This is a genomic window from Ralstonia nicotianae, from assembly GCF_018243235.1.
GTDB classification, from domain to species: domain Bacteria; phylum Pseudomonadota; class Gammaproteobacteria; order Burkholderiales; family Burkholderiaceae; genus Ralstonia; species Ralstonia nicotianae.
This window is the reverse complement of record NZ_CP046674.1, coordinates 1250880-1264647: the sequence shown is the minus strand read 5'-3', so window position 1 is coordinate 1264647 and position 13768 is coordinate 1250880. Positions and strand designations below refer to the sequence as shown.

The window sequence follows — 13768 nt, the reverse complement described above, 5'->3', positions numbered from 1 at the left end:
GCCGCCCTGCGCCACCATCGCGGCTTGCCAACCTGCGCCCCGGCCATGGTCACCACCCTCTACGAAACACCTGAGCATGCCTGCCTGATGTTTTCTGACCTGGTCGACGACCACGACGACCAGTCGGTCCAGACCAACCAGTTCCTCGTCGTCGACCATGGCCACGGCGCGCTGATCGACCCGGGCGGCAACATGACGTACAACGCGCTGTACCTGGCGATGAACCAATACTTCCCGCCCAAGCAGCTCGACTATGTGCTGGCCTCGCACGCGGACCCGGACATCGTCGCCTCGGCCGGGCGCTGGCTCACGAGCTCGAACTGCAACATCCTGATCTCGCGCGTGTGGGAACGCTTCCTGCCGCACTTCTGCAACGTGGGCAAGACCGACGGCCGCATCCTGCCGATCCCCGACACCGGCATGGCGATCCCGATCGGGCAGTCGCACCTGCTGGCGGTGCCGGCGCACTTCCTGCACTCGGAGGGCAACTTCCAGTTCTACGATCCGGTGTCGCGCATCCTGTTCTCGGGCGACCTGGGCGCGTCGATGGTCCACGCGGAGATCGCCGCCGCGCCGGTGGAAGATTTCGATGCGCACATTCCGCTGATGGCGCCGTTCCACCGCCGCTACATGAGCGGCAACCGCGTCTGCCGGCTGTGGGCCGAGATGGTGCGCGGGCTCGAGATCGAATGGATCGTGCCGCAGCATGGCCGCGCTTTCCACGGCCCGGCGATGGTCCGCCGCTTCATCGACTGGGTGGAAACGCTCACCTGCGGAATCGACCTGATGACGCAGGAGACCTTCCGCCTGCCCGCGCTGCCCAGGGTGGCGGCCGGCGCCCCGCTCAGGACGCCGCAGCCGTAGCGATCGGGCCCGGCGCGGCCGGCAGGACGATCTTCATCATGGCGCTCGACAGCTCGTGCGCCAGCACATCGGGATCGATGCGCGACGGGTCGTGCCAGGTGTACATGAAACCCATCACGCCGCCCATCGCGTGCGCGGCCACGCGCGCGTCGCCGAAATCGAACACGCCGGTGCGCTTGCCTTCGTCCAGCAGCGCATAGAGGTCGCGGTAGTACGCCCGCGACATCGTGTGCAGCCACTCCACCGTCTCGGAGCGCAGGTACTGGCGGTCGCGGTAGGTCAGCGCGGCGGCGTGGTGGCAGGCGATGCAGCGGCGCGCCATCTCCAGCAGGCAGGCCTGCAAGCGCTCGCGCACAGGCAGCACCGGATTTGCCGTTTCGCGGATGGCCGACAGGCAGACCTGCGCGGCCTCGCGGCACAGGATGTCGAAAATCTCGTACTTGTCCGTGAAGTAGTAGTAGACCGCCGGCTTGGTCACGCCCAACGCGCTGCACAGGTCGCTCATGGTCATGCCGGCATAGCCCTTGGTGTAGAAGAGCTGCCCGGCGGTATCGAGAATCTGGCGGCGGCGCGCCTCCTGGCGCTCGGCGATATGCGGGCGCGTGACCGGCGCGACGGCCTCAGGCGATTCGGCGTCGGCCGACGAACGCGCGTCGGAAACGGTTTTACGGACGGTGGACATGAGCGGCATTTTCGCATGCCGGCCGCAAACACGCCGTGGCGCGCGCGCATCTTTGCGTTGGGTGGCCGCCGGCCGGCCACCCGATGCAATGAAGCAGCCGGCCGGCGCGCGGCGGCCTCAGTCCTGGCGATCGGTGCGCAGCGGCCCGTACTCGATCGGCACCCACGCATAGGCCTTGCCGTCCTTGCGCACATGCCCCAGGCCGGGGAACGGCAGGTGCGCGCCGCCCACCCACAGTTTGTCGTGCGCGGCCTCCGCGAACAGCCTGCGGCGCGTGGCAACGGCCTGCTTCGGATCGACGTCGAACTCCATGGCGACTTCCGGATGCTGGAACTGCACCGCATGGCTGTGCACGATGTCGCCCCACACCAGCAGGCTGCGCCCCTTGGAAGCGAACAGGTAACCGCTATGCCCCGGCGTATGGCCGTTGGCGGTGACCGAGCGCACGCCCGGCAGCACTTCGTCGCCGGGCTTGAACGGTTTCAGCCGGCCGGCCGCGGCATACGGCGCCACGGCATCACGCGCCATCTTGAAGAAGGGCTGCATGTCCTTCGGCTTGGATGCCGCGACGACTTCGCTCAGCCAGAAGTCTGCCTCCGGCGCGGCCACGTAGACTTGCGCGTTGGGGTACGCCGACTGGCCCTGCGGCGTCAGCAGCCCGCAGGCGTGATCGGGATGCAGGTGGGTCAGCAGCACCACGTCGATCTGCTCGGGCTGATAGCCCGCCGCGCGCACATTGCCCAACAGGCCACCCATGGTCGGGCCGAAGCAGGTGCCGGAGCCGGTGTCGACCAGGATCCGCTGGCTGCCGGCATCGATCAGATAGCCGTTCACCGCCGTCTGCATGCCCGGCGTGGACGACACGAACATCCGCGCGAGCAAGCCCTGGATCGACTGCGCGCTCAAGCCCAGCAGCGTCTTCGCGGGCAGGTCGACATAGCCGTCATACAGCGCGGTCACGACATCGTCACCCAGCGCCATGCGGTAGTAGCCCGGCACCTGCGCACGCTGCTGCGTGGCGGGCGCCGCCGCCGCCGTGGTCTGTGCCTCGACTGCACCGGCGGTAGCCAGCAAGGTAGCCGCCAGGGCAGCGGCGCGTGCCGTCCGGGCGGGCATGGAAAGCGTGGGGAACAGTCGCATGGTCTTGGCTCCTCGGGAGATGCGCCGCACGCGTGTCGCAGCGGCGGAAGCCCGGATCATGCCACGCACCGCGCACATGCGCTGACCCCATTCGCGACGGGGGTCTTGCTCAGAGAACGCAGCCAAGCCACCCTGCCGCCGGAGCCGCATCCGCAGCCGGTCCGCTTGATGGACAGCCATCGCCCGAGTGATGAAAAAAGGGGAGACCGAGAGAAAGCGTGGTGGGCCCGGTGGGTTTCGAACCCACGACCAAACGATTATGAGTCGTCTGCTCTAACCCCTGAGCTACAGGCCCTGCGGAAGCGGCAGCCAGAACGGCCGCCGGCAAAAAAGAGGCCCGGCTGGTTAGGCCGGGCCTCGGGCGGGATTTTACCTCGAAAGTGTGGCCAAGCCCACTCGAGACATCACGCCGGCGCTGGATCAGCTCCCCTCGAGGAAGCTCTTCAGCTTGTCCGAACGGCTCGGGTGGCGCAGTTTGCGCAGCGCCTTCGCTTCGATCTGGCGGATACGCTCGCGGGTCACGTCGAACTGCTTGCCGACCTCTTCCAGCGTGTGGTCCGTGCTCATCTCGATGCCGAAGCGCATGCGCAGCACCTTGGCTTCGCGCGGCGTCAGCGAGTCGAGCACGTCCTTCACCACGCCGCGCATGGAGCCATGCAGCGCCGCTTCAGCCGGGGCCAGCGTGTTGGTGTCCTCGATGAAGTCGCCCAGATGGGAGTCGTCGTCGTCACCGATCGGCGTTTCCATGGAGATCGGCTCCTTGGCGATCTTCATGATCTTGCGGATCTTGTCTTCCGGCATCTCCATCTTCTCGGCCAGCGTCGCCGGATCCGGCTCGTTGCCGGTTTCCTGCAGGATCTGGCGCGAGATGCGGTTCATCTTGTTGATCGTCTCGATCATGTGCACCGGAATCCGGATGGTGCGCGCCTGGTCGGCGATCGAGCGCGTGATGGCCTGGCGGATCCACCACGTGGCGTACGTCGAGAACTTGTAGCCGCGGCGGTATTCGAACTTGTCCACCGCCTTCATCAGGCCGATGTTGCCTTCCTGGATCAGGTCGAGGAACTGCAGACCGCGGTTGGTGTACTTCTTGGCAATGGAGATCACCAGACGGAGGTTGGCCTCGGTCATCTCGCGCTTGGCCTCGCGGGCGCGGCGCTCGCCTTCGGACATCTTCTTGTTGACGTCCTTGAGCTCAGCCAGCGGCAGCACCACGCGCGCCTGCAGGTCGATCAGCTTCTGCTGCAGCTCGTGCACGGCCGGGATGTTGCGCTCGACGATGGCGCTGTACGGCTTGCCGTCGGCGACCACCGTGTTGATCCAGCCGAGGTTGGTTTCGTTGCCAGGGAAACGCGAGACGAAATCGCCACGCGACATGCCGCACTTGTCGACCACGATGTTCAGGATCGCGCGCTCGAGCTTGCGCACCTCGTCGACCTGGCCGCGCAGCGTGTCGCACAGGCGCTCGACATTGCGTGCCGTGAAGCGGATCGTCATCAGCTCGTTCTGGATGGCTTCCTGCGCCTTCAGGTACGGCTTGGACTTGTAGCCTTCCTTCTCGAAGGCGCGCCGCATCTTCTCGAACTGGTCGCCGATGATGGCGAACTTCGCCAGCGCGGCCTGCTTGAGCTCTTCGAGCTGGCGCGCGGATGCGGCCGAGCTGCCCGAGCCGTCGTCGTCCTCGTCTTCCTCTTCGTCGCCGCTCTCGTCGGCGTCTTCGTCCTCGAAGTCTTCGTCCTCGTCGCCGGCCTGCGCGGCTTCGGCGGCGTCGGCGTTCGGGTCGATCAGGCCGTCGATGTACTCGTCGATCTTGGCCTCATCGTTGGCCACGCGCTCGCCCATGGCGAGGATCTCGGAGATGGTGACCGGGCAGGCCGAGATGGCCATGACCATGTCCTTCAGGCCGGCCTCGATGCGCTTGGCGATCTCGATTTCGCCTTCGCGGGTGAGCAGCTCGACCGTGCCCATCTCGCGCATGTACATGCGCACCGGGTCGGTCGTGCGGCCGAATTCGGAGTCGACCGTGGACAGCGCGGCTTCGGCTTCCTCTTCCGCCTCTTCTTCCGTGGTCACGGAAGGCGCGTTGTCGTTGAGCAGCAGGGTCTCGGCGTCCGGGGCCTGCTCGTACACGGCGATGCCGATGTCGTTGAGCGTGGCGACCAGCGTGTCCATCGACTCTGCGTCGACCATGTCGTCGGGCAGATGGTCGTTGATTTCGGCGTAGGTCAGGTAGCCGCGCGATTTGCCCAGCTTGATCAGCGCCTTGAGCTTCTGGCGGCGTGCCTCGAGCTCTTCTTCCGACCCGCCTTGCTGCGTTGCAGCAAACTCCTTCAGCAGGGCTTTTTCCTTGGCCTTGCGGTCGCGGGCCTTCTGCTTGTCGGATTTGTGTGCCGGAGCGGCGGGTGCTTCGTCAAATTCTTCAGTCACGTCCGTGCTGCTTTCGTCGTCTGCCTGCGCCCCGGCACGGGGCTTGCGGCCGCGCTTCTTGGGCTCGGCCGCGGCCTCGGCGCGGGGTGCAGGAGAAGTTGGGGTGGGGATGGCCTCTGCCTCGCGAACGGTGCGCTTGGTGTCTGCATCCGCGGCCTTGTTCGGCTTTGCGGTGCTGGTACGAGCGGTACCGGTCTTGGCTGCGCGTGCGCTGGCAGCGGACTCTTTGCTCTCGACTTCGGTGATCTTCGATTTCGCCACGGTGGTTGTCTTACCCTTGAGTGCGACGGAAGCGGCTTCTTTGCCGCCAGGTCTGGCGCTCGTGCTCATCGACGTCGAGACCTTGCCTGAGGTTGAAGATTGGATCGCGCCCTTCACGCGCGGTGCCGGCTTGGCGGCGGCGGAAATCTCGGCGGTCTTGCTCGGCTGGGCTTTTCCCGTTTTTGCCGGCACAGCTGCCTTTCCTCCCGCCTGCCCCACATGGCTGCGACCATTGGCGAGCTTCGCCGTTCCCGCTGCAGTCTTCCCTCCCCCCGTGCCGCGCGCCGAAGCGGTGCGCGATGCGGAATCGGAGACAGGACTGGCCTTGGAACCGGCCTTCGCGGAGGTCTTCACCTTCACCATGGGCACGCTCACTCCCCCAAGAGATGGGAAAAAGGACTTGCAATCCAAACCGGTTATTCTAGCACGCCAGCCAGGACCGGTCTAAGTGAAAATCGGGTTTTCGCCTGAAAAATCAAGGGACTACCCGCAATCGCCCGTCCTGTCTGGGCCTGCACTGCGGCGTGCGCGCTACACCAGCCGGCGGCGGCGGCTGATCTCGCTGACCAGCCATCGCAGGCGTTCCTTGTCGGCGTCGGTGGCGTGGCCGCCTTCCATCTTGCGCTGCAGCATCTCCAGTTCGCGCCGCAGTGGCTCGGCCAGCATCTTCTGCACGGCGGCATCGAATTCCTGCGTGGCCGGCTCGAGCTCGATGTCGTCGTTCAGCACGGCCACGCGCAGCCCGGCAAAGGCCTCGGCATACGGCGTCTGGCCCAGGCGCTCGACGAAGGCGCCGAAGTGCATTTCCGGGCCTGCGGTGTCGCATTCGGCCAGCAACCCCGATAACACCTCACCTTGGGGCAGTTCCGGCGCAGTCAACTGGGTGCGCGTGTCGGCGTCCAGGCGGGCCGCCAGCGCGGGGTAGCGCATCAGCAGACGCAGCACCTTCTGTTCCAGTGCGGTCGGTGCCGTACGCGCCACACGCGGCCGCTTCTGGGTCATGCGGCCGGCCTGCGCCGGGTCGCTGCGCAGGCCGCACAGCGCCTCGATGTCGGCCGGCGTGGTGCCGGTCATCTCGGCCAGCCCGCGCACGATCTGCAGGCGCAGGCCGCCCGGCGGCATGGCCGACAGCAGCGGCTTGGCCTCATACTGCGCCCGCGCGCGCCCCTCGGGCTGGCGCAGGTCGAGGTCTTCGGTCACCGCCTGCAGCAGGAAGCGCGACAGCGGCATCGCATTGCGCACCTCGGCGGCGAACGCTTCGGTGCCCTCTTCGCGGATGAAGGTATCCGGATCGTGCTCGGGCGGCAGGAATAGGAACTTGACGATCTTGTTGTCGGTGACGTGCGGCAGGCAGGCTTCCAGCGCGCGCCGCGCCGCCCGGCGCCCGGCCGCATCGCCATCGAACGAGAAGATGACGGTATCCACCTGCCGCAGCAGCTTCTGCACGTGCACGGGCGTGCAGGCCGTGCCCAGCGTGGCCACGGCATTGGCAAACCCGAGCTGCGCCAGCGCCACCACATCCATGTAGCCTTCCACGACCAGCACGTAGCCGAACTCGCGGATGGCATTGCGCGCCTCGAACAGGCCGTACAGCTCGGTGCCCTTGCTGAACAGCGGCGTCTCGGGAGAATTCAGGTATTTCGGCTCGCCCTGCCCCAGCACCCGCCCGCCGAAGCCGATCACCACCCCCTTGGTATTGCGGATGGGGAACATGATGCGGTCGCGGAAGCGGTCGTAGCGGCGATGCCGGCCGTCGGCATCGGTCTTCTCGCTTTCGATGACCAGGCCGGCCTCGATCAGCGGTGTGGCGATGGCGTCGTCGCGATAGGCGCCGAACACGGACTCGAGCGACTGCCAGTCGTCCGGCGCGTAGCCCAGGCCGAAGTGCCCGGCGATCTCACCGGTCAGGCCGCGGCCCTTGAGGTACTGGACGGCGCCGGGGGCGCCGCGCAGCTGCTTGCGGTAGTGGTCGCTGGCGCGCGCCATGACGTCGCCCAGGGCGACGGTCTTGGCCTGCCGCTCGGCGCGGGCGGCGGGCGGCGGGCCGCCGCGCTCCTCCGGCACCGCCATGCCGACCGACTGCGCCAGATCGCGGATGGCCTCGACGTACGACAGCCCGGAGAACTCCATCAGGAAGCCGATCGCCGAGCCGTGCGCGCCGCAACCGAAGCAATGATAGAACTGCTTGGTCGGCGACACCGTGAACGACGGCGACTTCTCGTTATGGAACGGGCACAGCCCCATGAAGTTGGCGCCGCCCTTCTTGAGCTGCACGTAGCGGCCCACCACGTCGACGATGTCGACGCGGTTGAGCAGATCGTCGATGAACGGCTGCGGAATCACGCGTGGGGCGCGCCTTGCGGATGACGGAACGCGGCCGGACTCAGGCGCCGGCCAGCACGGCCTTCACGCGGGCCGAGACCTGCGTCATGTCGGCGCGGCCGGCCAGGGCCGGCTTGAGCAGGCCCATCACCTTGCCCATGTCCTGCGGACCGGCGGCACCGGCCTTGGCCACGGCATCGCGCACGGCGGCGTCGACCTCGGCGTCCGACAGCTGCGCCGGCATGTAGGCCTGCAGCACGGCGACTTCGGCCGATTCCTTGGCGACCAGGTCATCGCGGCCAGCCTGCTGGAACTGCGAAATGGAGTCCCTGCGCTGCTTGATCATCTTGTCGATCACGGCCAGCACGGCGGCATCGTCCAGCTCGATGCGCTCATCCACCTCGCGCTGCTTGATGGCGGCCTGCAACAGGCGGATGGTGCCCAGGCGGTCCATTTCCTTGGCGCGCATGGCGGCCTTCATGTCTTCCGTGATCTGTGCCTTCAGCGACATTCGAAACTCCGATAAACGGCAAAACCCGCTCGGGCGGCACGCCCAGCGGGTTGCAAACGTGGAACAACGCGGATCATTGATCGTAGCACAGAACCGGGGCAATCCGGGTCCGTTCAGCTGCCCGCCACCGCCAGCCCGGCCGCCACGGCGGAAGCCCAGGCCCACTGGAAGTTGTAGCCGCCCAGCCAGCCCGTCACATCGACCACCTCGCCGATGAAGTGCAGTCCGGGCGCGGCCTGCGCCTCCATCGTGGCGGACGACAGCGCCCGCGTGTCGACCCCGCCGCGGGTGACCTCGGCCTTCCGGTAGCCCTCGCTGCCGGATGGCGTCAGCGCCCAGCGGTTGAGCGCGCAGCCCAGGGTCCGCAGCACTTTGTCGGACAGCTCGGCGATGGGCGCGTGCGGGCTGGCGCCATGGGTGGCACACCACGCCTGCGCGACGCGCTCCGGCAGGCGCTGCGCCAGCACCGTCCCCAACTGCTTGCGCGAACCGGCCTTCTCGCCGCACAGCCATTGCGCGGCATCGGTGTCGGGCAGCAGGTCGATCGACAGCGGCTGCCCGGCGCTCCAGAAGCTGGAAATCTGCAGGACGGCCGGGCCGGACAGGCCGCGATGCGTCAGCAGCAGGTCTTCACGGAACGTCGTGGCGCCGCCCCGGTTGCCCCGATGGCCCGCCTTGCCGGCAGCCGCCGCCGGCGCGACCGTCACGTCCACCTCCATCGACACGCCCGACAGCGCGGCGAACGGCGCCCAATGCTCGGACTGGAAGGTCAGCGGCACCAGCGCCGGATGGGTCTCGACGATCTTCAGGCCGAACTGGCGGGCGATGCGGTAACCGAAATCCGTCGCGCCGATCTTGGGGATGGACAGCCCGCCGGTGGCGATCACCAGCTTGTCGGCGACGATCTCGCCGGCGCTGGTGGCCAGGCGGTAGGCATCGCCGGCCTTGCCGACCTCGGCGATGGCGCAGCCGGCGCGCCAGAGGACGTTGCCCTTGTCGCACTCGGCTTCGAGCATGCGGATGATGTCTTCCGCGCTGTCGTCGCAGAACAGCTGGCCCTTGTGCTTCTCGTGATAGGGAATGCGGTAGCCGGAAACCAGCCCGATGAAGTCCTGCGGCGTGTAGCGCGCCAGCGCCGAGCGGCAGAAATGCGGGTTGTTCGACAGGTAGTTGGCCGGCCCCGCATTGCGGTTCGTGAAATTGCAGCGCCCGCCGCCAGAGATGCGGATCTTCTCGGCGAGCTTCGTGACGTGGTCGATCAGCACCACGCGCGCGCCCCGCTGCCCGGCCACCGCCGCGCACATCATCCCGGCCGCGCCCGCGCCGATCACCGCTACATCGCACCGCATCATGATCGCCGCGCCGCCCCTTGGTTGCCTGTCTGTACGAAAACCGCGCATTTTAACTTGTGCTATCTTCGGCGGCCTTCCCATTGCATTTCCTCACGCCTTCACGCGCCATGCTGGTCCTCGGCATCGAATCCTCCTGCGACGAAACCGGCGTCGCCCTGTACGACACCGACGCCGGCCTGCGCGCGCACGCGCTCTACTCGCAGATCGCCATGCACCGCGACTACGGCGGCGTGGTGCCGGAGCTGGCCTCGCGCGACCACATCCGCCGCGTGATCCCGCTGCTGGAGGACGTGCTGGCCGAGGCCGGCGTCGGCCGCGCGGACATCGACGCCATCGCCTATACGAAAGGGCCCGGACTGGCCGGCGCGCTGCTGGTGGGAGCCTCGGTCGCCAATGCGCTGGGCTTTGCGCTGGGCAAGCCGCTGGTGGGCGTGCATCACCTGGAAGGGCATCTGCTCTCGCCGCTGCTGGAGGCGGACCGGCCCGCGTTTCCGTTCCTGGCGCTGCTGGTGTCGGGCGGGCACACGCAGTTGATGCGCGTCGATGCGGTCGGCCAGTACACGCTGGTGGGCGAAACCCTCGACGATGCCGCCGGCGAGGCCTTCGACAAGACCGCCAAGCTGCTCGGCCTCGGGTATCCCGGCGGACCGGCCGTCTCGCGGCTGGCCGAGTTCGGCAACCCGGGCGCGTTCGAGCTGCCCCGGCCGATGCTGCATTCGGGCAATTTCGATTTCTCGTTCGCCGGTCTGAAGACCGCCGTGCTGACGCAGGTGCGCAAGCTCAATCTCGACGGCGGCGAGGCATGCGAACAGCCGCGCGCCGACTTGGCCCGCGCCTTCGTCGATGCCATCGTCGACGTGCTCGTCGCCAAGACGCTGCGCGCCGCGCGCGAGCACGGCCTCAAGCGCATCGTGGTGGCGGGCGGCGTGGGCGCCAACCGCCAGTTGCGCGAGCGCCTGAATGCCGAAGGCGGCAAGCGTGGCCTGCGCGTCTACTACCCCGACCTGCAGTTCTGCACCGACAACGGCGCCATGATCGCTTTCGCCGGCGCGATGCGGCTGCAGGCCGACCCCGGCCAGGTCCAGTCAGGCTACGGCTACGGCGTCACGCCGCGCTGGGACCTGGAAGACATCCGCATCCGGCAGGCATGAAAAAAGCCGCTCGATGGAGCGGCTTCTTCCGGGGGTCGGCGTCGATCAGCCGGCGCGGCGCTTGTCGCGCTCGATCAAGGCATAGGCGCTGTGGTTGTGGATCGACTCGAAGTTCTCCGCTTCCAGCGTGTAGGCCACGATGCGGTCGTCTTCATTCAGGCGCATGGCGATGTCGCGCACCAGGTCTTCGACGAACTTCGGGTTCTCATACGCGCGTTCGGTGACGAACTTCTCGTCCGGGCGCTTGAGCAGGCCCCACAGTTCGCACGAGGCTTCTTCCTCGGCCATGCGGATCAGCGCCTCGACCGGCGTATCGGCCGCCAGTTCCGCGTCGATGGTGATGTGCGAGCGCTGGTTGTGCGCACCGTACTGCGAGATCTTCTTGGAGCACGGGCACAGGCTCGTGACCGGCACCAGGGCCTTGACGCGCACGGTGGTGTGGCCATCGCGCACTTCGCCGATCATCGTCACCTCGTAGTCCATCAGCGACTGCACGCCCGACACCGGCGCGGTCTTGCTGACGAAATACGGGAAGCTGACTTCGATGCGGCCGGCGTCGGCTTCGAGCTTCTCCAGCATCTTCTCCAGCAACAGCTGGAATTGCGCCAGGTTCAGCGGCTCGCGCTCTTCTTCGAGCAGCGCGACGAAGCGGGACATGTGCGTGCCCTTCTGATCGGCCGGCAGGTGCACATCCAGGTTGAAGGTGCCCACGGTGCTCAGCACGCCCGACGGCGTCTGCAGCGACATCGGGTAACGCACGCCGCGCACGCCCACGCGCTGAATCGGAATCTGACGGGTATCGTGGCTGGACTGCACGTCCGGCATCACGAAGCCCGGGTTCATATCATTCATGGTCGGTTTCCTTTACGGTCGCCCGGCCATCGCAGTCGGCCGGCGCGCAACGAGTGTGAAACCGCGGAACCGGATTGAAAGCGACCACCACTTAAGTGATCCAATCGACCCATCCCGCGACTGCGCACACACTTCACAAAAACGGACGCAGTGTAAGGGAAATTGTCCACCTCTGCTGTCGGCCGCTCAAACCCGCAGTGACAATGCGGGTGATTGAAACGGCCTATCGTAAAGCGCCCCTTACGCCACACGCGGTTGCACCGCGCGCGGCTGCACCGCAAAGCGCTCGCGGATCGACGCCAGGATGCCGTTGGCGTCCAGCCCGCACTGCGCCAGCAGCGCCGCATGATCGCCGTGATCGACGAAGCGGTCGGGCAAGCCCAGCTGCAGCACCGGCGTGGCCACCCCGGCGGCGGCAAGCGCCTCCAGGCAGGCGCTGCCGGCGCCGCCCATCACGCAACCCTCTTCCACTGTGACCACATAATCGTGGGTGCGTGCCATCTCCAGCACGCAGGCCGCGTCCAGCGGCTTGACGAAGCGCATGTTGACCACGGTGGCATCCAGGCGCTCGGCGGCGGCGGCGGCCGGCGCGACCATCGAACCGAAAGCCAGGATCACCACGCGCTGGCCCGCCGGTGCGGTGGACGCGCGGCGCACCTCGGCCTTGCCCACCGGCAGCGGCTCCAGCGTCGGCTGCACCACCACGCCCGTGCCGGCACCGCGCGGATAGCGCACCGCCGTCGGGCAGTCCTGGGCGAACGCCGTGCTGAGCAGCTGGCGGCACTCGTTCTCGTCGGCCGGCGCCATCACCATCATGTTGGGGATGCAGCGCAGGTAGGCCATGTCGTAGGCGCCGGCATGCGTCGCGCCGTCCGCGCCGACCAGGCCCGCGCGGTCCAGCGCGAACACCACCGGCAGGTTCTGCAGCGCCACGTCGTGGATCAGCTGGTCGTAGCCGCGCTGCAGGAAGGTCGAATAGATGGCGACCACCGGCTTGAGGCCCTCGCACGCTAGGCCACCGGCGAAGGTGACAGCGTGCTGCTCAGCGATGCCGACGTCGTAATAGCGGTCGGGGAAGCGCTGCTCGAACTCCACCATGCCCGAGCCCTCGCGCATGGCGGGCGTGATACCGACCAGACGCTTGTCGGCGGCGGCCATGTCGCACAGCCACTGGCCGAACACCTGCGTGTAGGACACCTTGGCCGGGCGCGCGGCGGGCTTGATGCCTTCCTGCGGATTGAACTTGCCCGGGCCGTGATAAAGGATCGGATCGGCCTCGGCCAGCTTGTAGCCCTGCCCCTTCTTGGTCACCACGTGCAGGAACTGCGGCCGGCCGCCCTCCAGCGCGCGCTGGCGGATGTTCTGCAGCGTCGGCACCAGGGATTCGAGATCGTGCCCGTCGATCGGCCCGATGTAGTTGAAGCCGAATTCCTCGAACATCGTCGCCGGCACCAGCATGCCCTTGGCGTGCTCCTCGAAGCGCTTGGCGAACTCCAGCACCGGCGGCGCCACCGACAGCAGCTTCTCCACGCCCTTCTTGGTGGCGGCGTAGAACTGGCCGCTCATCAACCGCGCCAGGTAGCGGTTGAGCGCGCCCACCGGCGGCGAGATCGACATGTCGTTGTCGTTGAGCACCACCACCAGCGGCAGGTTTCGATAGACACCGGCGTTGTTCATCGCCTCGAAGGCCATGCCCGCGCTCATCGCCCCGTCGCCGATCACGGCGATGGCGACGCGGTTCTCGCCCTGCGTCTTGGCGCCCAGCGCCATGCCCAGCGCGGCGGAGATCGAGGTGGAGGAATGCGCGGTGCCGAAGGTGTCGTACGGGCTCTCGCTGCGGCGCGGGAAACCGGAGATGCCGTCCAGTTGGCGCAGTGTCGCCATCTGCTCGCGGCGGCCGGTCAGGATCTTGTGCGGATAGCTCTGGTGACCGACGTCCCACACGATGCGATCGTCCGGCGTGTTGAAGACGTAGTGCAGCGCGATGGTCAGCTCGACCGTGCCCAGATTCGACGACAGGTGGCCCCCCGTCTGCGCGACGGATTCGAGCACGAAGGCGCGCAGCTCATCGGCCAGGGTGCCGAGCTGGCGACGGTCCAGGCGGCGTAGCTCGGCCGGAGCGTCGATGGTGTTCAGAAGTTCGTACGTCATGTGAGACCGCCGCTCGGGCGTCTAGGCAAAGACTTCTAATGTGTCAGTGCAATGT

General features: G+C 67.3%; 10 protein-coding genes and 1 tRNA gene. 2 read left to right on the top strand and 9 right to left on the bottom strand.

Annotated features, from left to right (window positions below; genetic code table 11):
- The first annotated feature begins 45 nt into the window (after positions 1 to 45).
- Positions 46 to 864, top strand: coding sequence for an oxygen-binding di-iron domain-containing protein (locus GO999_RS05815; RefSeq protein WP_016722823.1), 819 nt, complete (start codon positions 46 to 48; stop codon positions 862 to 864).
- On the opposite strand, the gene GO999_RS05810 is transcribed toward GO999_RS05815, so the two are convergent.
- The 7 genes from GO999_RS05810 to GO999_RS05780 all read right to left on the bottom strand — a co-directional run bounded on the left by GO999_RS05810 (position 845) and on the right by GO999_RS05780 (position 9559).
- Positions 845 to 1546 (bottom strand): TetR/AcrR family transcriptional regulator, encoded by a 702-nt coding sequence (locus GO999_RS05810; protein ID WP_019718510.1) that lies wholly within the window; start codon positions 1544 to 1546, stop codon positions 845 to 847. The two genes, GO999_RS05815 and GO999_RS05810, sit on opposite strands and share 20 nt — an antisense overlap.
- A gap of 117 nt (positions 1547 to 1663) precedes the next feature.
- Positions 1664 to 2686, bottom strand: coding sequence for an MBL fold metallo-hydrolase (locus GO999_RS05805; protein WP_081263789.1), 1023 nt, complete (start codon positions 2684 to 2686; stop codon positions 1664 to 1666).
- A gap of 219 nt (positions 2687 to 2905) precedes the next feature.
- Positions 2906 to 2981: transfer RNA gene (locus GO999_RS05800), tRNA-Ile, on the bottom strand.
- Between the two features lie 125 nt (positions 2982 to 3106).
- Complete coding sequence (gene rpoD / locus GO999_RS05795; RefSeq protein ID WP_249215062.1) at positions 3107 to 5737, bottom strand: RNA polymerase sigma factor RpoD; 2631 nt, start codon at positions 5735 to 5737, stop codon at positions 3107 to 3109.
- 168 nt (positions 5738 to 5905) lie between these two features.
- Positions 5906 to 7717, bottom strand: coding sequence for a DNA primase (gene dnaG, locus GO999_RS05790; RefSeq protein WP_211906655.1), 1812 nt, complete (start codon positions 7715 to 7717; stop codon positions 5906 to 5908).
- Between the two features lie 40 nt (positions 7718 to 7757).
- Positions 7758 to 8207, bottom strand: coding sequence for a GatB/YqeY domain-containing protein (locus GO999_RS05785; protein WP_011002145.1), 450 nt, complete (start codon positions 8205 to 8207; stop codon positions 7758 to 7760).
- 113 nt (positions 8208 to 8320) lie between these two features.
- Positions 8321 to 9559 carry a BaiN/RdsA family NAD(P)/FAD-dependent oxidoreductase gene (locus tag GO999_RS05780; protein WP_211906654.1) on the bottom strand — a complete coding sequence of 413 codons (1239 nt, stop codon included), beginning with the start codon at positions 9557 to 9559 and terminating at the stop codon, positions 8321 to 8323.
- A gap of 107 nt (positions 9560 to 9666) precedes the next feature.
- Here GO999_RS05780 and tsaD point away from each other — a divergent pair, with 107 nt between their 5' ends.
- Complete coding sequence (gene tsaD / locus GO999_RS05775; protein ID WP_211906653.1) at positions 9667 to 10710, top strand: tRNA (adenosine(37)-N6)-threonylcarbamoyltransferase complex transferase subunit TsaD; 1044 nt, start codon at positions 9667 to 9669, stop codon at positions 10708 to 10710.
- Between the two features lie 45 nt (positions 10711 to 10755).
- Here tsaD and folE2 read toward each other — a convergent pair whose 3' ends face one another.
- Both folE2 and dxs read right to left on the bottom strand, forming a co-directional pair.
- Complete coding sequence (gene folE2 / locus GO999_RS05770) at positions 10756 to 11562, bottom strand: GTP cyclohydrolase FolE2 (protein ID WP_011002148.1); 807 nt, start codon at positions 11560 to 11562, stop codon at positions 10756 to 10758.
- Between the two features lie 240 nt (positions 11563 to 11802).
- Positions 11803 to 13713: a 1-deoxy-D-xylulose-5-phosphate synthase gene (gene dxs / locus GO999_RS05765; RefSeq protein ID WP_211906652.1), complete on the bottom strand. Its 1911-nt coding sequence runs from the start codon at positions 13711 to 13713 to the stop codon at positions 11803 to 11805.
- Positions 13714 to 13768: the final 55 nt, after the last annotated feature.